20 protein-coding genes are annotated in these 20,763 nt (G+C 34.4%); 16 read left to right on the top strand and 4 right to left on the bottom strand.

Annotation, left to right across the window (positions count from 1 at the left end; all coding sequences use genetic code 11):
• Positions 1-108 precede the first annotated feature (108 nt).
• Positions 109-2,739: a valine--tRNA ligase gene (locus tag CLV90_RS17330; RefSeq protein WP_133688777.1), complete on the bottom strand. Its 2,631-nt coding sequence runs from the start codon at positions 2,737-2,739 to the stop codon at positions 109-111.
• A 194-nt stretch (positions 2,740-2,933) separates the two neighbouring features.
• Between CLV90_RS17330 and CLV90_RS17325 the strand changes: the two genes are divergently transcribed.
• Positions 2,934-3,326, top strand: a complete 393-nt coding sequence (locus CLV90_RS17325; RefSeq protein ID WP_084135100.1) for a DUF1573 domain-containing protein — start codon at positions 2,934-2,936, stop codon at positions 3,324-3,326.
• A 56-nt stretch (positions 3,327-3,382) separates the two neighbouring features.
• Here CLV90_RS17325 and CLV90_RS17320 read toward each other — a convergent pair whose 3' ends face one another.
• Positions 3,383-4,720, bottom strand: a complete 1,338-nt coding sequence (locus CLV90_RS17320) for an aspartyl protease family protein (RefSeq protein ID WP_133688776.1) — start codon at positions 4,718-4,720, stop codon at positions 3,383-3,385.
• Positions 4,721-4,868: 148 nt separating this feature from the next.
• On the opposite strand from CLV90_RS17320, the gene CLV90_RS17315 reads away from it, so the two are divergent.
• The 9 genes from CLV90_RS17315 (at position 4,869) to CLV90_RS17275 (ending at position 13,788) form a co-directional block, all read left to right on the top strand.
• Complete coding sequence (locus CLV90_RS17315; RefSeq protein WP_133688775.1) at positions 4,869-6,059, top strand: pyridoxal phosphate-dependent aminotransferase; 1,191 nt, start codon at positions 4,869-4,871, stop codon at positions 6,057-6,059.
• The gene (gene murB, locus CLV90_RS17310; RefSeq protein ID WP_133688774.1) at positions 6,059-7,075 is read left to right on the top strand and encodes a UDP-N-acetylmuramate dehydrogenase; all 1,017 of its coding nucleotides are present in this window, start codon (positions 6,059-6,061) and stop codon (positions 7,073-7,075) included. The genes CLV90_RS17315 and murB overlap by 1 nt, the downstream gene beginning before the upstream one ends.
• Before the next feature lie 203 nt (positions 7,076-7,278).
• A complete protein-coding gene (locus CLV90_RS17305; RefSeq protein ID WP_036156031.1) occupies positions 7,279-7,842 on the top strand; it encodes an RNA polymerase sigma factor in 564 nt (187 codons plus the stop codon).
• Entirely contained in the window at positions 7,839-8,597 is a 759-nt protein-coding gene (locus tag CLV90_RS17300) for an anti-sigma factor domain-containing protein (protein ID WP_133688773.1), read from the top strand. Before CLV90_RS17305 ends, CLV90_RS17300 begins: the two co-directional genes overlap by 4 nt.
• Before the next feature lie 74 nt (positions 8,598-8,671).
• A complete protein-coding gene (locus CLV90_RS17295; RefSeq protein WP_133688772.1) occupies positions 8,672-8,875 on the top strand; it encodes a membrane or secreted protein in 204 nt (67 codons plus the stop codon).
• A gap of 43 nt (positions 8,876-8,918) precedes the next feature.
• Positions 8,919-9,476 (top strand): RNA polymerase sigma factor, encoded by a 558-nt coding sequence (locus tag CLV90_RS17290; RefSeq protein WP_133688771.1) that lies wholly within the window; start codon positions 8,919-8,921, stop codon positions 9,474-9,476.
• 108 nt (positions 9,477-9,584) lie between these two features.
• Positions 9,585-10,460 (top strand): lipoyl synthase, encoded by an 876-nt coding sequence (lipA, locus tag CLV90_RS17285; RefSeq protein WP_133688770.1) that lies wholly within the window; start codon positions 9,585-9,587, stop codon positions 10,458-10,460.
• A 101-nt stretch (positions 10,461-10,561) separates the two neighbouring features.
• On the top strand, positions 10,562-11,572 hold the full coding sequence (gene gap, locus CLV90_RS17280) for a type I glyceraldehyde-3-phosphate dehydrogenase (protein ID WP_133688769.1): 1,011 nt from the start codon (positions 10,562-10,564) through the stop codon (positions 11,570-11,572).
• The gene (locus CLV90_RS17275) at positions 11,569-13,788 is read left to right on the top strand and encodes a hybrid sensor histidine kinase/response regulator (protein ID WP_341777695.1); all 2,220 of its coding nucleotides are present in this window, start codon (positions 11,569-11,571) and stop codon (positions 13,786-13,788) included. Before gap ends, CLV90_RS17275 begins: the two co-directional genes overlap by 4 nt.
• On the opposite strand, the gene lpxK is transcribed toward CLV90_RS17275, so the two are convergent.
• Positions 13,769-14,770, bottom strand: coding sequence for a tetraacyldisaccharide 4'-kinase (gene lpxK, locus CLV90_RS17270; RefSeq protein ID WP_133688768.1), 1,002 nt, complete (start codon positions 14,768-14,770; stop codon positions 13,769-13,771). The genes CLV90_RS17275 and lpxK overlap by 20 nt on opposite strands.
• Positions 14,771-14,820: 50 nt before the next feature.
• Here lpxK and CLV90_RS17265 point away from each other — a divergent pair, with 50 nt between their 5' ends.
• The 3 genes from CLV90_RS17265 (at position 14,821) to CLV90_RS17255 (ending at position 17,181) form a co-directional block, all read left to right on the top strand.
• Positions 14,821-15,915, top strand: a complete 1,095-nt coding sequence (locus tag CLV90_RS17265) for a Nif3-like dinuclear metal center hexameric protein (protein ID WP_133688845.1) — start codon at positions 14,821-14,823, stop codon at positions 15,913-15,915.
• A 1-nt stretch (position 15,916) separates the two neighbouring features.
• The gene (locus tag CLV90_RS17260; protein WP_133688767.1) at positions 15,917-16,696 is read left to right on the top strand and encodes a zinc ribbon domain-containing protein; all 780 of its coding nucleotides are present in this window, start codon (positions 15,917-15,919) and stop codon (positions 16,694-16,696) included.
• 71 nt (positions 16,697-16,767) lie between these two features.
• Positions 16,768-17,181 carry a DUF4174 domain-containing protein gene (locus CLV90_RS17255; protein WP_166638611.1) on the top strand — a complete coding sequence of 138 codons (414 nt, stop codon included), beginning with the start codon at positions 16,768-16,770 and terminating at the stop codon, positions 17,179-17,181.
• Here the strand turns inward: CLV90_RS17255 and CLV90_RS17250 are convergent, their stop codons facing one another.
• On the bottom strand, positions 17,182-18,525 hold the full coding sequence (locus tag CLV90_RS17250; protein ID WP_133688765.1) for an FAD-dependent oxidoreductase: 1,344 nt from the start codon (positions 18,523-18,525) through the stop codon (positions 17,182-17,184). It abuts the gene before it with no gap.
• Between the two features lie 153 nt (positions 18,526-18,678).
• Here CLV90_RS17250 and CLV90_RS17245 point away from each other — a divergent pair, with 153 nt between their 5' ends.
• Genes CLV90_RS17245 through CLV90_RS17235 form a run of 3 tightly spaced genes read left to right on the top strand, consistent with a single transcriptional unit; the run spans position 18,679 to position 20,757 of the window.
• On the top strand, positions 18,679-19,314 hold the full coding sequence (locus CLV90_RS17245) for a flavin reductase family protein (protein ID WP_133688764.1): 636 nt from the start codon (positions 18,679-18,681) through the stop codon (positions 19,312-19,314).
• The gene (locus CLV90_RS17240) at positions 19,314-19,469 is read left to right on the top strand and encodes a DUF2256 domain-containing protein (RefSeq protein ID WP_133688763.1); all 156 of its coding nucleotides are present in this window, start codon (positions 19,314-19,316) and stop codon (positions 19,467-19,469) included. Before CLV90_RS17245 ends, CLV90_RS17240 begins: the two co-directional genes overlap by 1 nt.
• Complete coding sequence (locus tag CLV90_RS17235; RefSeq protein ID WP_133688762.1) at positions 19,462-20,757, top strand: DASH family cryptochrome; 1,296 nt, start codon at positions 19,462-19,464, stop codon at positions 20,755-20,757. Before CLV90_RS17240 ends, CLV90_RS17235 begins: the two co-directional genes overlap by 8 nt.
• Positions 20,758-20,763: the final 6 nt, after the last annotated feature.

The raw sequence follows: 20,763 nt of genomic DNA, 5'->3' as shown, positions 1-20,763 counted from the left end.
TTTAAAAGTACGAAAACAACATGACTGCCTAAATACTTTTAACAATAGAAAAAGCCTCATTCCCAATTAAATAGGAATGAGGCTTTACTAATTTATACAATTAAAGTACTAGCTTAAACTTGCTAAACTCTTTTCTAAAGTTTCAATTTTAGCTTCAGCATCTGCCAATTTTTGGCGCTCTATAGCAATTACCTTCTCAGGTGCATTGTTTACAAATCGCTCATTAGAAAGTTTCTTCTGAACCGAGATTAAAAAGCCTTTAGTATATTTCAATTCTTCATTAATCTTAACAATTTCAGCTTCAACATCAATCGCACCTTCCATTGGCACAAAGTATTCGTTACTTTTTACACGGAACGTTAATGCACCTTCTAACTGCTCTTTTATATAACTGATTTCAGATATATTGGTCAGTTTCGAAATAACAACATCCCAACGGCTGCTTGCTTCCTCAGAATTTAGAACTGATAACTCCAACGATTCCTTCATCGGAATATTTTTGTTTTTTCTAATGGTTCTAACTCCTGCAATTACCTCAGCAGCAAAATCGAACTGGGCTATTAACTCTTCATCAATTTTACCTACGGTAGGCCATTTGGCTATCACCAATGCCTCACTCTTGTCTCTTTTTGCAATATGCTGCCAAACTTCTTCTGTCAAAAATGGCATAAATGGGTGCAACAACTTCAAGTTCTGTTCAAATAATTGAATCACCTTATCATAAGTGGTTCTATCTATTGGCTGTTGGTAGGCAGGTTTTATAATCTCTAACAACGAAGAGCTATAATCGTCCCAAACCAATTTGTAGATTGACATTAAAGCATCTGAAATACGGAATTTACTAAAATGATCTTCAATTTCTATCAAGGTCTTATTCAGCTTAGACTCGTACCACTTTAAACCAAGTTTTGAAGCTTCGGGTTGTGGAATATCTGCAATTTCCCAACCTTGAAACAGTCTAAAGCCGTTCCAGATTTTATTGGCAAAGTTTTTCCCTTGCTGACATAAATCTTCATCAAACATTAAATCGTTACCTGCAGCAGCAGACATCAACATTCCTACACGAACTCCGTCGGCACCATAATCTTCGATCAACTTTAAAGCATCGGGCGAATTACCCAACGATTTAGACATTTTTCTACGTTGCTTATCTCTAACCAATCCGGTGAAATAAACATTTTCAAAAGGCTTCTCTCCTCTAAACTCATACCCGGCAACAATCATTCTAGCTACCCAGAAAAATAAAATATCCGGACCAGTTACTAAATCGTTTGTTGGATAATAATAATTTACCTCTTCATTATCTGGTTCTAGAATACCGCCGAATACACTCATTGGCCATAACCAAGATGAAAACCAGGTATCTAAAACATCGGCATCTTGTCGTAAATCACTTTCCTTTAAATCTGACTTACCAGATTTTTCTTTGGCAAGTTTTAATGCATCTGCTACATTAGCTGCTACAACAAAATCTTCTTGACCGTCACCAAAGTAGAAAGCTGGTATTTGCTGACCCCACCATAATTGTCTAGAAATATTCCAATCGCGAACATTCTCCATCCAATGACGGTATGTGTTTTCAAATTTCTTAGGATGAAGTTTAATATCGCCACTTTCCATAACAGCTTCTAAAGCCGGTTTTGCCAAATCTTCCATTTTCAGGAACCACTGATCTGACAATTTCGGTTCAATAACAGCCTTAGTTCTTTCTGAAGTACCTACTTTATTAATATGGGTCTCGGTCTTAACCAGAATACCTAATTCTTCTAATTCTTTAGAAATCTCTTTTCTTACTACGAAACGATCTTTACCCTCGTAATGCAAACCAAAACTATTTAAGCTTGCATCATCATTGAAAATATCGATAGTTTCTAAATTGTGTTTTTCGCCAAGAGCTTTATCATTGATATCGTGTGCAGGCGTCACTTTTAAACAACCTGTACCAAATTCAATATCTACATACTCATCTTCAATTATCGGGATTACCCTATTGCAAATTGGTACTATTACCTTTTTACCTTTTAGATGCGTAAATCTTTCATCATTCGGATTAATACATATTGCTGTATCACCCAAAATTGTTTCTGGTCTTGTGGTCGCAATGGTAACTTTTTCGTCAGAACCCTCAATAGTATAGGATAGATAATACAATAACCCTTGCTTTTCTTCATAAACAACCTCTTCATCTGACAAAGTTGTCTGAGCTTCTGGATCCCAATTCACCATCCTATAACCACGGTAGATCAAACCTTTATTATAAAGGTCTATAAACACCTTAATAACGCTATCATAGCGTTCCTGATCCATAGTGAACGCAGTACGGTCCCAATCGCAAGAACAACCCAATTTCTTTAATTGCTCAAGAATGATCCCGCCGTATTCATTTGTCCAATCCCACGCATGCTTTAAAAACTCCTCTCTTGTAAGATCGTTTTTATTAATACCTTGTTCTTTTAATTTAGCTACAACTTTCGCTTCTGTAGCAATTGAGGCATGGTCTGTACCAGGCACCCAACATGCATTTTTACCTAAAAGACGGGCTCTTCTGATCAATACATCTTGTATGGTATTGTTCAGCATGTGCCCCATGTGCAATATGCCCGTTACGTTTGGCGGTGGTATTACAATACTATAAGGTTCTCTGTCATCTGGTACAGAATGAAAGTAACCGTTTTTCATCCAGTAATCATACCAATGAGATTCTGTGGACTGCGGATTATATTTTGAAGGAATTTCCATTTTTTGGAACAGTTTTTGAATAATAATAAAATGGGTTATTAAAAATAAAGCCGAATTGACATTCTAACGGTCATTTCAGCTAAATTTTACCCAAAGATAAATACGAAACAAAAATAAGTAACGTTAGAGTATAACAAAAGGATTTTGAGGTTGATCTGAAAAGATTTAATTTTGACATCCACCCAAAATTAGAAATGATGAAAAAAATAGTACTTGTATTATTTGTAGGCTTACTAGGATTTAGCTTAACAGCACAAGATGCTGCTGCCAAAATAGAGTTTAAATCTGAAACTGTTGATTACGGCGAAATCGCTAAAGGATCTGACGGAGTAAGAGTTTTTGAATTTACAAACACAGGAACTGCGCCACTTATCGTGAGTAAAGTAAGTTCTAGTTGTGGTTGTACCATTCCAAAAAAACCAGAAGACCCAATTTTACCAGGTAAAACAGGTGAGATTCAGGTAAAATATGATACCAATAGAGTTGGACCTATCCGTAAAGCAATTACGGTAATATCTAACGCTGACACTCCTACCAAGGTTTTAAAAATCAAAGGAGAAGTTCAAGCTACTACTGGTACCAAATAAAAGAACTTTTTAGAAAACGAAAAGCCCAACTGAGAAGTTGGGCTTTTTTTTATGCGCTATTGTTCATCAAACAAAGGTTTTAGAACAAAACTAAAAAGCAGATCATTATCATATCGCTCTACTAAGACCTTCACTCGTTTATCTTTTTTGAAATTTAGCATATGCATAATCTCTTGTAATTTGTACCTGTGGATGCGTTTGCCGTTCACTGCCAAAATAACATCGCCTTCTCGTAAGCCTGCCGAATGTGCCGGACTCCCCTGGCGTATTCCCGAAACAATTATTTCTGGCACCAAGCTTAATCTTGTAGCGCCCTGAAGTATAATTTGTACATCGCCATAGGTTTTGGCATCGCTATTTACAACTCCGTTAGAATTTGTTATTCGTTCTGATATATAACGCATACCTGCATGTTGCAAATCAATTCCGCTAATATTATATTGAAAGAGCTTTCCGAAATTGGTGTTCTTGGTCATTATTAATTTTTCATTTCTATAATCGAATACTACATTAAAACGTTTTATAACCTCACCACCCAAGCTTCCGTTTCTACCTCCAAAATCTGAAATTGTCGTGAACGTCTCCATATCAGGAAAAGCTGCCTTTGCATCACTTAGCACAAAATCAGCAATCTTCAAATGGCTAATTTTTGTTCGCTTCCCGAATATATCACCAGCAAGACCTTTTCCTAAAAAATCTTGATAATGCTTTTCGGGCAATTGAATTCTTTCATCTTCAAATAACCAAACAGCATCGCTACTACCCGTATCCAATAACATTTTTACAGGTATTTCCTCATCATTTTTAATTATCACAAAGGCATCTAAATATGCCTTCTTTCTAATGACTGACATATCTACAACCCTAGTATTCTTTGACTTTTTATATTTATATAGCTCTGGGTCATGAAATTTGATGGTTTGCTTTACATAATTTATATCAACAACAAAATCGCGAAATAAGTCATAACCAATTATACCATGCACGGGAATACCTAAACTTGGCGAAAAGTTTATTCCAGCATCCATTACAACATAAATGTTTTGTGAGACATTCTTAACATTGCCCAACTGAACAAAATTTCCGGTTGATTTTAATGCGTTGATAGGGTCGCCATCCCCTAACCCATTAATAGTAATTTCTGTAACGTTATTTAACTGAATAGAATCTTGATCAGCTAAATTGAATAATATAGGTGTACCAACACCAGAATCTAATACGAAAGACAACTCCGTTCCATTAACATCAATAGGTATGACCATTAAGTTATTAATGAGCTCAAACTTGACTTTATGAAATTTCTTTCCGGCAGGTAATTGATAGGTTTGTGCTATTCCTGAAAAGGAAAAACAACATGACAAAAGAAATAAAAGAACGGTATATTTTCGTAACATAATCTGTATGAATTAGTTAACCCTTTTTAAGATACATAATAATTTGATACAGCACCTAATTTTAACACGATAAGTAAAACCAAATAAAAGCCTAATTACTTTGTAAGAACCATAATCATTTATCACTTTTGTGTAAAATTCAATTTATATGCCATCTGTTTCAAACAAGGGGCTTACCATGCCTCAATCGCCCATAAGAAAGTTAGTTCCGTTTGCCGAAAGTGCAAAAAAGAGAGGAATTAATGTCATTCATTTGAACATTGGGCAACCAGATATAAAAACGCCCCAACAAGCTTTAGACGCTGTAAAAAATAATAACATTAATGTATTAGAATACAGTCGTACCGAAGGCTCAGAGGAGTTTCGAACAAAAATTGCAAAGTATTATCTTAAAAATGATATAGCTATAAGTGCAACAGATATTATCGTTACTACCGGTGGCTCTGAAGCATTGTCTTTTGCAATGAATACCATTGCAGATACAGATGACGAAATTATAATTCCTGAACCATTTTACGCCAACTATAATGGGTTTGCTACCGCCTGTGGTGTAACCGTTGTTCCTGTAGTTTCAAAAATTGAAGATAATTTTGCTCTTCCACCAATAGAAGATTTTGAAAAATTAATTACACCTAGAACTAAAGCTATATTAATATGCAACCCTGGCAACCCAACGGGATATTTATATAGTGAAGAAGAAATTCAAAAATTAGCTGCATTAGTTAAAAAGCACAATATCTACCTAGTTGCAGATGAAGTTTATAGAGAATTTACCTATGATAATAAAACTCATGCTTCTATATTAAAAGAAGAAGGTTTAGCGGAACACGCCATTGTTATTGATTCTGTTTCTAAAAGATATAGCATGTGTGGCGCACGTATTGGCTACTTGGTTTCTAAGAATAAAGAATTTATAGCCACGGCAATGAAATTTGCACAGGCAAGACTATCGCCACCTACCTATGCACAAATTGCAAGTGAGGCAGCTTTAGATACCCCAGACAGCTATTTTGCCGAAGTAAAAACAGAATACGTTGCAAGAAGAAATATACTTATTGCGGAGTTAGAAAAGATTGAAGGTATTAAAATAGCAAGACCTCAAGGTGCATTTTACTGTATAGCCGAATTACCTATTAAAGATGCTGATCACTTTGCACAGTGGTTGTTAGAAGATTTCAACATAGATAACGAAACAGTTATGGTAGCGCCCGCAGCAGGATTTTATGCCACTGAAGGCTTGGGAAAAAACCAAATTAGAATTGCCTATGTTCTTGATCAAGAAAGTTTAAAAAGAGCTGTTTTTATTTTAAAAGAAGCGCTTAAAAGCTACAAGGGCTAATGATTGTACATGAACACTTTTCTCTAAAAAACTACAATACTTTCGGTATTGATGCTACAGCAAGATTCTTTGTTGAAGTGAGCTCTGTCGAAGAATTACAAGATGTGCTGGGTAACCAAGATTATGATAGAAAAATTGTAATTGGAGGCGGTAGTAATATGTTGCTTTCGGATCGTATTGAGGCACTGTTTATTCATGTAGCTTTAAAAGGAAAGAAAATTATATCAGAATTTACCAATAGCGTACAAGTGAAGGTAATGGCAGGTGAGAATTGGCATGATATGGTCATGTGGACCCTTGATCATAATTTTGGGGGATTAGAGAATATGTCTTTAATACCTGGTAATACTGGCACTGCACCTATACAAAATATTGGCGCCTATGGTGTTGAATTAAAAGATTGCTTTGTTAGTTGCGAAGCTGTTAGAATTGAAGACCAAGAATTGGTTGCTCTAACTAAAGAAGAATGTCAGTTCGGTTACCGAGATTCGTTTTTTAAGAATGAAGGAAAAGATAAATATGTAATTACTTCGGTTACATTTTCTTTCACCAAAAATGACCACAAAATAAATTCTGGTTATGGTGCTATAGAACAACAATTAGATAAAGAGTCGATAGCAAACCCGACCATTAGAGATATTTCTAATGCAGTTATCGCTATTAGGCAGCAAAAACTACCTGATCCGAAAGTTTTAGGTAATAGTGGTAGTTTTTTTAAAAACCCAATAGTCGAAAAAGAAATATTTGAAGATTTTGCTTTAAAAAATCCTGATGCTCCTTTTTATAAAGTGACTGATGAATTATATAAAATTCCAGCAGGTTGGCTAATTGAGCAATGCGGATTTAAAGGAAAACGCTTTGGTGACGCTGGAGTTCATAAAAATCAAGCATTAGTACTTGTAAACTATGACAATGCAACCGGAAAAGATATTCTAGATTTAGCAGCAAATATTATTGATGCCGTGAAAACGAAATTCAATATAGAGATAAGTCCTGAGGTTAATTTAATAAAATAACCCCTGTAAAAAATTACAAGGGTTATTACCAAACCAAACCAACCAAAACAAAGTGGGCAGTTACCAGCCGACCACTTATTCAATATATATTTTCATAAAACGCATCGTTAACAATCAATTTTATAATTTAGCGTTTAATCATATACGGTTCAATCTTAGCATTTGGATGTCCATCTTAAAAAAATATGCACATCTTTTAAATTATGAGCACTCTATTAGAAAATCATATTGTTGAATTATTACAAGAAAGAAACGAAAAAGCGATTTCTCTCTTGTACGATAATTATGCCGACACCCTACTAGGTGTGGCAAATAAGGTTGTGCGTGATCCCGATTTGGCTCAAGATGTAGTTCAAGAATCTTTTGTGAAGATTTGGAAAAAAGCAGATTCATACGATCCTAAAAAAGCAAAACTTTTTACATGGCTTTTTAGAATTACGAGAAATACAGCTATTGACAAATTGAGAAGTGTCAACACAAAATCTGATAAAGAAATCCAAATAGACGTTTCTGACGTATATACTTTAGGCGTAGAAAGTACAAGACCTGAGTTAATGGATGTAAGAGAACATCTAGACAAAATTGAAGATAAATATCAAATTGTTTTAGAAGCTCTTTTCTTTCAAGGTATGACCCAACAAGAAGCAAGTGATGAGTTGGATATTCCTTTAGGAACTATTAAATCTAGACTTAAAATTGGATTACGCGAATTAGGTAAAATCTATGGTCCTGCCGTAGTTGCCATGTTATTAAATTTCGTATTATGAAAGACAAAATAAGAATTTTCCTTGATTCTGATTTATTAGAAAAGTACCTATTGGGAACAACTACTGATTTGGAAAGCCTTCAGGTAGAGCGCTATATTGCTATGTACCCAGAGGTAAGGGAAACATATAGTGAATTACAGGATAATCTTGAAATTTTCGCCAAGCTTCACGCAATTGAAGCCCCACAAGGTTTAAAAGATAAAATTAATTCAAGAATTAAAGCTGAGCGTAAGGGCAGAAAAAGATTCTATAGTTATGCCATTGCCGCGAGTATTACAGCTATAATGTTTATCGGTATCTCTACTTTCTTCTGGAATCAAAACCAAAGTTTACAAGAAGAGAACAGTGTTGTTAGCAATAAAATAAAATTGCTTGAAGAAAACATGAAAGAGCAGTTAGAAGATGTACGTAACCAGTTTATCGTTCTAAACAATCCTCAAACTAAAAAATATAACGTTAAGGGTAATCAGAAAGCAAAAGACTTAAAGGCTGTTGCTTACATAAACCCTGTTAAGAAGTTATCATATATTAACGTAAGCAAATTACCTCATATTCCAGAAAGCCAGTGTTTTCAAATGTGGGCAGAGGTTAACGGTAAAATGATTAACCTAGGTATTATTGAAGAAGCCGGTGATCAACAAAAGCTACTAGCATTACCATATGCCGAAAATGCTGTTGGTTATATTACAATTGAACAAAAAGGTGGTAACCATGCACCTAACGTAGAAAATATAGTTGCGAACATCGCCTACTAAGCTTTCACACATAAAGTATTCTTAAAGCCCCATTTTTGGGGCTTTATTTTTTATCTTTGTTTAAAATTTAGCATATGAAACTAGCATTATTAACCATTGGGTTGTTAGCATTGGCATTTGCGGGTATCGCAATTAAAATATGGTCTAAAAAAGACGGAGAGTTTGCAGGAACTTGCGCAAGTCAAAGTCCTTTTTTGAATCAAGATGGTCAAGCTTGCGGTATGTGTGGCAAAATGCCAAGTGAACAAGATTGTAAAAAGGATATGATTACCGAGTAATCAAAATTTCTTATCTTAACATTACGCATACCAAAATCAGTTTTTGAATAAAACAGACACTTTAGAAGAAACAATACGCAAAGCGAAAGAAGGCAAGCAAATTGCCTTTAGTCGCTTGTTAGATATGTTCTGGAACGATGTTTACGGCTTTCAATTAAAGCGCACCGAAAACGAGAATGATTCTGAAGACATCACCATTCAAACTTTTTCTAAAGCTTTCGATAAAATAAAAACCTATAACGATTCATATGTTTTTAAAACTTGGTTAATTGCCATTTCAAAAAACATACATATCGATTTAGTTAGAAAGCGAAAAAAGAGTTTATTAGATTCTAGAAGTAATTCTGAAGTTATAACGAGTGCCTTAGATGCTTCGCCTTCTATGGAAGACCAACTGATTCAAGAACAAAATTTAGCCGATTTACTTAGAGATATTAAAAAACTAAAACCTCATTACCAAGCCGTTATCAATCTTAGGTATTTTAATGAGTTAAGTTATGCTGATATTGCCGCTCATTTGAACGAGCCCATAAACAGTGTCAAAGTAAAACTTCTAAGGGCTAAAAAATTACTTTCAGAAATTATTAAAGAAAGAAAGTAAACTACAGTTCATTAAGAAATTTCTCATAATTTAGAACTCATTTGTGCATTAGGTAATTCTGCTTTACCCTCACTTTTTTAGTTCGTATATTTGTATAAAATTTAGAGCATGTCTACAGTTTTAAAAGAAAATGTTGCCCCACCAAAAGGTAAACCGAAATGGCTTAGAGTAAAATTACCTACGGGTAAGAAATACACTCAGCTTAGAGGTTTGGTAGATAAGTATGACCTACATACTATTTGCACTAGTGGTAGTTGCCCTAACATGGGTGAATGCTGGGGTGAAGGTACCGCTACTTTTATGATATTAGGTAATGTTTGTACCAGATCATGCGGATTCTGTGGTGTTAAAACCGGTAGACCTGAAAATGTAGATTGGGCAGAACCTGAAAAGGTTGCTAGATCTATAAAAATTATGGGTATTAAGCACGCTGTAATTACATCTGTTGACAGAGATGACCTTAAAGACATGGGTTCTATCATTTGGGCAGAAACCGTGAAGGCGATACGTAGAATGAACCCTACTACAACTTTAGAAACTCTAATTCCTGATTTTCAAGGTATAGAAAAGCATTTAGATAGAATTGTTGACGTTTCTCCTGAAGTTGTTTCACATAATATGGAAACTGTTAAAAGACTTACTAGAGAAGTACGTATACAAGCAAAATACGAACGTAGTCTTGAAGCACTTAACTACTTAAAAAAGCAAGGTATCAATAGAACTAAATCTGGTATTATGCTAGGTCTTGGTGAACACGAAGATGAAGTTATTACAACATTAGCAGATTTGCGCAATGCAGATGTTGATGTTGTTACTATAGGTCAGTACCTGCAACCATCTAAAAAACATCTTCCTGTTAAGGAATTTATTACTCCTGAGCAATTTAAGAAATATGAAGATATAGGTCTTGAAATGGGCTTTAGACATGTTGAAAGCGGTGCCTTAGTTAGATCTTCTTACAAAGCACACAAGCATATTCTATAAACCTTTAAGAACATAATTCTTAGTAACTATTCTAAGAAAAATTAATAGTTCTCATTTAATGAGAACTATTTGTATTAATTGAACACACTTATCGGTAAATAATGCAAAAACTGAACATAGGCATTAATGGTTTTGGAAGAATAGGTAGAACCCTATTTCGGCTTATGCAAACTCATGAAAATTTAAATGTGGTTGCCATTAATGATTTGGCAGACACCCGTACACTTTCACATTTATTAAAATATGATAGTATACATGGTACTTCGCCGCTTAATATCTCTCATGACGAAAAGCATATTATCGTTAATGATAAAGCGATAGCACTTTTTAACGAATCTCACCCCTCTAAAATAAATTGGTCTTCTACGGCAGTTGACCTGGTTGTAGAATGTACCGGTAAATTCAAGGACAGAGAAACGTTAGCTTTACATATTAAAAATGGTGCTAAAAAAGTTATTTTGTCCGTACCACCTACCGAAGATGATATTAAAATGATTGTCTTTGGTATTAATGAAAATACATTGACAAAATCTGATGATATTATATCTAATGCGTCTTGCACCACCAACAATGCTGCGCCAATGATAAAGATTATCAATGATTTGTGCGGAATTGAACAGGCATATATAACAACGATACATTCTTACACCACAGACCAAAGTTTACACGATCAACCACATAGAGATCTAAGGAGAGCCCGAGCAGCATCACAATCTATAGTGCCAACAACCACTGGTGCAGCAAAAGCATTGACCAAAATATTTCCAGAATTGGCAGATACTATTGGGGGTTGTGGCATTAGGGTACCGGTACCGAATGGTTCGTTGACCGATATTACTTTGAATGTAAAACGCACTACAAGTATTGAAGAAATAAACTCTACATTTGAGAAAGCTTCAAAAAATCAGTTTAAAAATATTGTACACTACACCAGTGATCCAATAGTTTCTATTGATATAAACAATAGTTGCTATTCTTGTACGTTTGATTCTTTGATGACTTCCGTAATAGGAAAAATGGTCAAAATTATCGGCTGGTACGATAACGAAACCGGATATAGCAGCAGAATCATAGATTTAATTAATTTTATTAGTACTAAAAATTATATTTGAAGATTTTATTTTTAAATAAAGCACTTAAAATTTTACTAGTCCCCATTGTAATTTTGGCGACTACCACTGCCCTATTCTCACAAGATCAAATTCAAAAAACAGATATACAACCTTATTTCGATCAAGCAAGAAAATTCAAGAATCAAGATAAAATAGACCTTGCCCTTGAGACTTTAAACACTGCCGCGAACGAGGCTGAAAAAGGTGAGGATATAAAGGGACTTATAGACAGCTTACACGAGTTGGCTTTGCTTTATTTAAAAATAGATAAAGAAGGTGATACCGAATTTTACTGGGATCGCGCAAGTGTATTATTAAAAGATGTCGAATACCCTTATGGCGACGGAATGCACAAGTATATTGAAGCTATTCTATTGCATAGGAGCGATAGAAATTTTCAGGCATTATTCATGCTAAACGAAGCAAAACAGTTAAATAACGATCGTAATTTCTATAACAATCTACTGTTAACCGAGGCAAAAGTTTACCTCAGTTTAGAAAAATTTGATAGTGCATCAAAAAACTTAAACTCGCTTATTATTAATACGGATATCTACGAAAAAGAATATCTTACTACTCAGGCATATTTAACGCTTGCAGAACTAAATTTAAAATCAGACAACTTATCTGAAGCTGCGAAAAATGGTGAAAATGCTTTGAGCCTCGCTACTGACAACCGTTTTTTAGAAGATATCAAAAATGCAAATACACTTTTATCTTCGGTATATGAAAGACTGGGCTTATATCAAAAATCACTTGTAAACACCCAAAATCTAGTACAATTAAAAGATTCGATATTCAATATTGATAAGAATATAATTGAAGCTAAAACTGCTGATAAGATTAGAGATGATTATAAAACGGAAGAAATAGCACGTCAAGAAAAGAAAATAGAAGAACTTACCGAGTCTCAAAATAGATCAGAACTTACCGCGATACTAACATCTGCATTTTTAATCATTATTTCACTATTGGCTGTAACGCTTTACAGAAACAACCAAATAAAATTAAAGACAAACGACCTTTTACAGACTAAAAATAAAGAATTACAAATTGCTCGTGATGGCGCCGTACAAGCCATGGAAGCGAAAACAAACTTTCTTTCTACTGTTAGTCATGAACTTAGAACACCACTTTACGCTGTTACCGGTTTAACCCACCTTTTGTTAGAAGAAGACCCAGAAGAGCATCAAAAGGAACATTTAAAGGCACTAAAATTCTCTGGAGATTATTTACTTAATTTTATAAATGACATTCTACATATTAATAAAATTGATGCCAATAAGTTAGAACCCCTAAATATGGAGTTCAATCTTAACAAGGTTATTAATGAGGTTATAAATTCTTTAGGGCAAAGTGCAAAGTCGAACAAGACCCAATTGACCTTGGAATACGATGCTGATATACCAACTAATTTAGTGAGCGATCCACTAAAACTTTCTCAAATATTCATGAACTTAATTGGTAACTCTATTAAGTTTACCAGAGGAGGAGAAGTTAAGGTTATCGCTAAATTATTGAACAAAGTCGAAGATGATGTCACCATATATTTTGAAGTTAAAGATAATGGTATAGGCATCTCTAAAGAAAAGCAGAAAAGTATTTTCGAGGGATTTGAGCAAGGTTCTATTCAAATTAACAGGGAATATGGTGGTACTGGCTTAGGTTTAACTATTGTAAAAAGCCTATTAAGTCTATTCAAAAGTCAAATTGAGCTTGAAAGTACATTAGACGAAGGAAGTTCTTTTTTCTTTGAGATTAAAATGAAGAGCATTGACAGTACTTCTGAAGATATTTCATTCGAAATTACCCCCAAAGATTATGATTTTAAAGGGCTGCACCTTCTTATCGTTGAAGACAACAAGATAAATCAGGTCATTACCAAGAAGATGCTCACTAAAAGAGATATGACGAGTGATATAGCAAATAATGGACATGAGGCGATTACTGCCGCGCAGGAGAATGTGTACGACGCTATTTTAATGGATATTCATATGCCGGGTATTAGTGGTGAAGAAGCTACCATTGAAATTAGAAAATTTAATCAAGACACACCGATTATTGCTTTAACGGCTATTTCTCTAGATGATAGTTTAGAAAGCTTTTATGCTGCTGGTTGCAACGATGTTGTCACTAAACCTTTTAAGCCAGAAATTTTTTATCAAAAGATAGGGGAGAATATTTTTGACAAAAGAGCTAAGAAATCGTTGTCATAAATTTTAGTAATTCCTTTTTCATAAGTTCGATGGTATTATCAAAAAACTCATGTTTTACTTCTATATAACTTAAGTTCGTTAACTTAGTTTCTAAACGCACAAAATCCTTTTCTGTAGTAAGAATACATTCTTTTTCTTTTAAAACATCAATTTCTTGATCTGTAAAGAAATGGTGGTCTTTGTACTTTAAATGCTCAAACGTAATTCCTTCCGAATTTAAAAACTTTACTAACGGAGCAGGATTGGCAATACCGGTTACCAAAGTCACATTTTTTACTTTCAGCGTATCCAAAGTCAATATATCACCCTTCAGCTCTGTATTATAAGACAAATAGCTGAACAATACTTTTTGATGGGGTTTAGAATGTAAACTTTCCCTAATCTTGTTTTTTTCTGATGACAACAAGTTAGTAGGGCATTTGGTCACTACAATTAAATCTGCCCTACCCGCTTCTCTTTTAGAGTCTCTTAAATCTCCCGTTGGTAGGTACCAATCTTTACTATACAAATTATCATAGGAAGTCAACAAAATTGAAAAACCAGCTTTTACTTTTCTATGTTGAAAAGCATCATCGAGCAAAATAACATCTGGACCAATCAATTTCTCCAACTGACTAATTCCATTTCTTCTATCCGCATCAACGGCAACCGTTATTTTAGGGAATTTGGTTTTTATCTGAAATGGTTCATCACCCAATTCTTCAACAGTAGTTTGCTCAGTAGAAAGCAAAAATCCTTCTGACTTCCTTTTATAACCCCTACTTAAAATGGCTACATTATAATTCTCAGAAAGCTCTCGCACCAATAGCTCGATCATAGGCGTCTTGCCTGTTCCGCCAACGCTTAAGTTACCTACACAAATGGTTTTTGTAGCAAACTGCCGTGATGAAAAAATACCAACATCGTAAAATCGATTTCTAAGAAAGACAATCAACCCGTATATTAATGAAATAGGAAAAAGAAGTTTTCGTAACACCTGCATCAGAACGAAATTATAATAATTTATCTTTGAATATCTTATTTTTCAATAAAATGACCGTAAAAGACATTACCCAAATTTTAGAAGAGTTCGCTCCTTTGACCTATGCCGAAGATTTTGACAATGTAGGGTTGTTAGTCGGTAACGCTTCTGCAGAAGTCAGCGGAGTACTCGTTACTCTAGATACTTTAGAAAATGTTATTGATGAAGCCATTACCAAAAAATGTAATTTAATCGTAAGTTTTCATCCTATTATTTTTGGGGGATTAAAAAAAATTACGGGTAAAAATTATGTGGAACGTGTGGTTATTAAAGCGATTAAAAATGACATCGCCATATACTCAAACCATACCGCATTGGACAATGCTAAAAATGGAGTTAATGCTAAAATTTGTGAGGCTCTAGGTTTAAAAAACACCAAAATTCTCATCCCACAAAAAGGAACTATTAAAAAACTAACTACCTATATTCCGACAGATAATCTAGAAGAAGTCAAAAATGCCTTATTTTCTGCCGGCGCAGGTGACATAGGCAAGTATTCGAACTGTAGCTTTTTTCATGAAGGCACAGGTACTTACAAAGCGAATGAAGATGCCAACCCCGTAAAAGGCGAAATAGGCAAAACACATAAAGAACGTGAAGCAATGCTTACCTGTATTTTCGGTAAAAATGAAGAGCGTGCCATTTTACAAGCATTACTAAAAACGCACCCTTACGAAGAGGTTGCCTATGACATACAAACTATAGAAAACACGAACCAAGATATTGGCATGGGTATGATCGGGGTACTTGAAAATGAAATGAACGAAACAGACTTTCTGAGTCATTTAAAGCTAAAAATGAACGCTAACCTAGTTAGACATTCAAATTTACTTGGTCGAAAAATTAAAAAAGTTGCCGTTTTGGGTGGTAGTGGCTCTTTTGCCATTGGCGCAGCAAAAGCAGCCGGAGCAGACGTATTTGTTACCGCAGACCTTAAATACCACCAATTTTACGAGGCTGAAAACCAAATAGTTTTGGCAGATATAGGACACTTTGAAACTGAGCAGTTTACAAAAAACCTTTTAGTTGATTATCTTACGAAAAAAATTCCTAATTTTGCAATCCATTTATCGGAAAGTATAACAAATCCCATCAATTATTTTTAATATGGCAAAAAAAGAAGATTCATCTGTTGAAGCAAAGTTAAGAGCATTATATGATTTGCAATTAATTGATTCTAGGGTTGATGAAATAAGGAATGTTCGTGGTGAACTACCTTTAGAAGTAGAAGATTTGGAAGATGAAGTCCTTGGCCTAAAAACGAGAATGGATAAACTTAAATCTGATTTAGAAAATATCAATTTTGAAATCGGTGCTAAGAAGAACCTTATTGAAGAAGCAAAGACTTTAATTAAAAAATACGGCGAGCAACAAAAGAATGTTCGTAACAGTAGAGAATTTAATTCAATCAGTAAAGAATTGGAGTTTCAAGAATTGGAAATTCAATTAGCTGAAAAGAACATTAAAGAATTCAAAGCTCAAATTGACCAGAAGAAAGCGGTTATTTCTGAAACTAAAGAACGTTTATCTGAACGTGAAGCTCACCTTAAGCATAAGAAAAGCGAATTGAACGCTATTCTTGCTGAAACTGAGAAAGAAGAAAAAGCGTTATTAGAAGAGTCTATCAAATTTCAAGATAAAATTGAAGAGCGTTTGGTAAAGGCATATGCACGTATTCGGAACAATGTTAAGAATGGTTTAGCTGTTGTGCCAATTGAAAGAGGTGCTTCTGGTGGTTCTTTCTTTACTATACCACCACAGGTTCAAGTTGAAATTGCTTCAAGAAAGAAGATAATTACAGATGAGCATAGTGGTCGTATTTTAGTTGATCCTATTCTAGCTGAAGAGGAAAGCGAAAAAATGCAGAAAATGTTTGCTAAATTATAATAGCAAACAATTATCATATATTAAAAAAGCCATCTTAAAAAGATGGCTTTTTTTTGTTTAACTTCATGACTATGAAATATTTAAAAATTATTTTCATTTTTATACTAATGCATAGTTTTAATATGGAAGCTCAAGATTTATCGGACTACAAGTGGAAAAATAGAATTGTAATACTTTATGAAAATGATACTAATACTGCCGATGTAAAATCTACCATAGAAATTATAGATAATAATGCTTCTAAATTTTCTGAGAGAGCTATTCTCGTTTTCGTTTATAAAGACAATCTATTATATAGCGTTGATAAAATACCTACAGATATAAAAAAATCAGACATACTGCCAGAAACATATGATGGTTATATTTTAATAGGAAAGGATGGCGGAATTAAATCTAAAACCACATACCCATTTAACCTGGAAAAATTGCTTGACTTAATAGATAGTATGCCAATGCGCAAAAGTGAAATGAGGTATAATAAGTAATTACCCTATGAGCTTTAGCATTAGTTTTTCAACTTCTTCACTATCCCATTTCTCTGCTATATTTGGCAGTTTCATAACTTCTTGCATAATATTTTCTTGTGCATCGCCTTCTGCCAGTGCTTCTGCATAAGGTCTATTTGAGAATGTTACCCTACTGTAAGCAGGTATCCATTTTTCTGGATGCTTTGCCGAAAAGTGCTTTTCTATTTTTTTCTGTAGTAAGAAATTAGTGTCGGCAGTTTTACTGCTCATTTCCACAAAATTTCGATAGCTTAATTCTGCAATTGCATCTGCATTCGGTTTGCGTTTTTCTTGGTAGGTAGAAAAAATACGTCCCCAATCATCTCCGAATTCCTTTATAATTTCATCTAACACAAAAATATCTTCGAAGCCAGCATTCATTCCTTGTCCGTAAAATGGCACTACAGCATGCGCTGAGTCACCTACAAGGGCTACTTTGTCCCAATAGGTCCAAGGATAGCATTTCATCGTTACCATTGCGCTAGTGGGGTTCTTAAAGAAATCTTCTATAAGATTTTCTATATCACCCATTACATTCGGGAAATAGGTATTGAAGAAATGAACCGCATCTTTTTTAGTTTTTATGCTATCAAAAGAGACATCACCTTCAAATGGCATAAATAATGTACAAGTAAAGCTTCCATCCAAATTGGGCATGGCAATAAACATGAATTTACCGCGTGGCCATATATGAAAAGAATGTTTATCTAATTTATGTGAACCATCTGTATTCGGTGGTATGGTCAGTTCTTTATAACCTACGTCGATAAAACGCTGAGAATAATCAAATCTACTACGTCGTTGCATTTTATGACGAACTCTTGAAAATGCCCCGTCGCAGCCAAATACCAAATCGAACGGGTACTCTGTCCACTCCCCTTTTTCGCTTTCACCGGTAAACACTTTGGCTTCTGGTAAATCTATATCCCAAACTTTTTCTTCGAAACGAAAATCTACTCCATTCTGTTCGGCAAGATCAATCATGAGCTTATTCAGTACCCCACGAGATATTGACCATATTGCCTCTCCTTCCTTACCATATTTCTGATAATATTCTGGCTTGCCAATTACATGCATTGCCCGCTTATCTAGGGGTATGGCGATTTTTTTTATCTCTTCTTCAATACCAACAGCTCTCAAAGCATTCCACCCTCTATTGCTCATTGCAAGATTTATGGATCGACCAGAAAATTCTATATTTCTAATATCTGGTCTTCTGTCGAATACCGTAATTTGATGTCCGTATCTTTTCAAGTATATAGCAAGCAAGGATCCTACCAAGCCTGAGCCAATAATGGCAATGTTCTTTTTTTCTTGGGTCATGTATAAGGCTTTAAGCCAACATTAATTGAATGTTAAAAATAGGAAATTATGCTTTCATTTCTAGTATAAAGAGAGAAACTAAGCAAATCATTTTCTTTTTTGAGCTCGTATCTGTTTAATTTTTAATTATTTTTGTTAAACAAAATATACAACTTGAAACATTTTAGTAAAGAAGACCTAGGTAAAATGCCTAGTAGATATAAAGCTCATTTAATCAATAGCTGTACAGGGTATAAATCTGCCAACCTTTTAGGTTCTAAATCTGGTAGCGGTATTACCAACTTGGCTATTTTCAATTCTGTAGTTCATATTGGTAGTACACCGCCCATGCTAGGGTTTATTCTTAGACCGTTAACCGTAAAAAGAAACACCTACGCTAACTTCAAAGAAAGTGGGTTCTTCACGGTCAACCAGGTCAACGAAGCTATTATTAAAGATGCACATCATACTGCAGCTAGTTATGACGAAGATATTTCAGAGTTTTCAAAAACTAATTTAACCGAATCTTATTTAGATGATTTTCAGGCTCCGTACGTAAAAGAGAGTGCAATTAAATTAGGTTGCAGCTATGTGAACGAATATGACATTAAAGAGAATGGTTGTCTATTAATAATTGGTGCTATTGAACATGTCTACATACCAGATGACATTTTACATGATGACGGTTGGTTGCAGTTAGAGAAAGCAAATACTGTTGCCATCAATGGTTTAGATGCTTATGCCCTACCGCAGCTTTTAGCAAGATTCGCTTATGCAAAACCAGACGAACCCAGTAAACATATACTATAGTGGCACATAAAAAAGTAAATCTTGAAACTAAAATTTGCGCTACTTGCAATAAACCTTTTTTATGGCGCAAGAAATGGGAACGAAATTGGGACGATGTAAAGTACTGCGGAGAAAAATGTAGACGTAATAAACTTAAAATGGAAATTCATGAATAATTTAATCTGGTTTAGAAACGACCTACGTGTTCGTGATAATTCTTCGCTTATTGAAGCTATGAAAGGCAATAGAGTTATTGGCTTTTACTGTTTTGAATCTTCATTCTTTGAAACTGATGAATTCGGATTCAAAAGAACAGAAAAATTCAGGGCTAAATTTCTACTCGAAACTGTACAGCAATTAAAACAAGAACTTGAAAAACTAAATATACCGCTTTTTGTTTACCATGGTAATTCTGTAGATTACCTTCCTGGGCTTATAGAAAATCATACAATCGATACTATCTTCTTGCAAAAAGAATGGACAAGAGATGAGCAGATTATACTAAATAACGTAAAGAGCAACTTAAATCATACTATAAATTTTCATGAAGTATATGATCAATTTTTATATCACCCAGATGATATACCTTTTAATGACTATACATCTATACCCGATGTTTTTACAAACTTCAGAAAAAAGTGTGAAGCTATTTGCAAAGTAAGACCTATAGCTAAACTACCTACTAAATTATCTGATAAAAACTTAGTGGTAAATGATACTGAAATTCCCACATTAAAAGAACTTGGCTTCACTAATTTCTCTACACATGTTAATTCTGCTTTTCCTTTTAAAGGCGGAGAACTAGAGGCGCTTAAAAGAGTTCAAAATTACTTTTGGGAAACTAAAAAACTAGGTTTTTATAAGAAAACCAGAAACGGATTAATTGGTATAGATTACAGTTCTAAATTATCTGCTTGGTTAGCAAACGGCAGTATCTCACCGAGAACAATTTACTGGGAAGTAAAAAAATTCGAAAGAGATATCATCAAAAATCAAGATACCTATTGGCTGATTTTTGAATTGATTTGGAGGGATTATTTTAAATGCGTTTCGCTTAAGTATCAAAGTAACATATTTAAAATTGGCGGTATACTTGAGAAAGATTACGATTGGAACACAACTAAAATTGCCAAAAAAGAATGGATTAATGGTACAACTAAAGAACCTTTTGTAAATGCTAACATGAAAGAACTATTAAAAACCGGATGGATGAGCAACAGAGGCAGACAAAATGTGGCTAGTTTTTGGTCTAAAGAACTAGAGCAAGATTGGAGAATTGGCGCTGCTTATTTTGAAAGTATGCTAATAGATTATGATGTACATAGCAATTGGGGAAATTGGATGTACGCAAGCGGAGTTGGTAATGACCCTAGAGACCGTAAATTCAATATAAAGCGACAGGCAGAAATGTATGATGCAAATGGAAAATTTCAAAGGTTATGGTTACAAGAGACCTTATTCTAACCTAAA

Source organism: Maribacter spongiicola (assembly GCF_004364165.1).
Classification (GTDB): domain Bacteria; phylum Bacteroidota; class Bacteroidia; order Flavobacteriales; family Flavobacteriaceae; genus Maribacter; species Maribacter spongiicola.
The sequence above is the reverse complement of the archived record's forward strand: the minus strand, read 5'-3'. Positions and strand labels throughout refer to the sequence as shown.

Excerpts from the sequence above, each read along its gene's own strand:
- CLV90_RS17330 (WP_133688777.1), bottom strand. The coding sequence starts at position 2,739 with ATGGAAATTCCTTCAAAATATAATCCGCAGTCCACAGAATCTCATTGG.
- CLV90_RS17325 (WP_084135100.1), top strand. The coding sequence starts at position 2,934 with ATGATGAAAAAAATAGTACTTGTATTATTTGTAGGCTTACTAGGATTT.
- CLV90_RS17320 (WP_133688776.1), bottom strand. The coding sequence starts at position 4,720 with ATGTTACGAAAATATACCGTTCTTTTATTTCTTTTGTCATGTTGTTTT.
- CLV90_RS17315 (WP_133688775.1), top strand. The coding sequence starts at position 4,869 with ATGCCATCTGTTTCAAACAAGGGGCTTACCATGCCTCAATCGCCCATA.
- murB (WP_133688774.1), top strand. The coding sequence starts at position 6,059 with ATGATTGTACATGAACACTTTTCTCTAAAAAACTACAATACTTTCGGT.
- CLV90_RS17305 (WP_036156031.1), top strand. The coding sequence starts at position 7,279 with ATGAGCACTCTATTAGAAAATCATATTGTTGAATTATTACAAGAAAGA.
- CLV90_RS17300 (WP_133688773.1), top strand. The coding sequence starts at position 7,839 with ATGAAAGACAAAATAAGAATTTTCCTTGATTCTGATTTATTAGAAAAG.
- CLV90_RS17295 (WP_133688772.1), top strand. The coding sequence starts at position 8,672 with ATGAAACTAGCATTATTAACCATTGGGTTGTTAGCATTGGCATTTGCG.
- lipA (WP_133688770.1), top strand. The coding sequence starts at position 9,585 with ATGTCTACAGTTTTAAAAGAAAATGTTGCCCCACCAAAAGGTAAACCG.
- gap (WP_133688769.1), top strand. The coding sequence starts at position 10,562 with ATGCAAAAACTGAACATAGGCATTAATGGTTTTGGAAGAATAGGTAGA.
- lpxK (WP_133688768.1), bottom strand. The coding sequence starts at position 14,770 with ATGCAGGTGTTACGAAAACTTCTTTTTCCTATTTCATTAATATACGGG.
- CLV90_RS17265 (WP_133688845.1), top strand. The coding sequence starts at position 14,821 with ATGACCGTAAAAGACATTACCCAAATTTTAGAAGAGTTCGCTCCTTTG.
- CLV90_RS17260 (WP_133688767.1), top strand. The coding sequence starts at position 15,917 with ATGGCAAAAAAAGAAGATTCATCTGTTGAAGCAAAGTTAAGAGCATTA.
- CLV90_RS17255 (WP_166638611.1), top strand. The coding sequence starts at position 16,768 with ATGAAATATTTAAAAATTATTTTCATTTTTATACTAATGCATAGTTTT.
- CLV90_RS17250 (WP_133688765.1), bottom strand. The coding sequence starts at position 18,525 with ATGACCCAAGAAAAAAAGAACATTGCCATTATTGGCTCAGGCTTGGTA.
- CLV90_RS17235 (WP_133688762.1), top strand. The coding sequence starts at position 19,462 with ATGAATAATTTAATCTGGTTTAGAAACGACCTACGTGTTCGTGATAAT.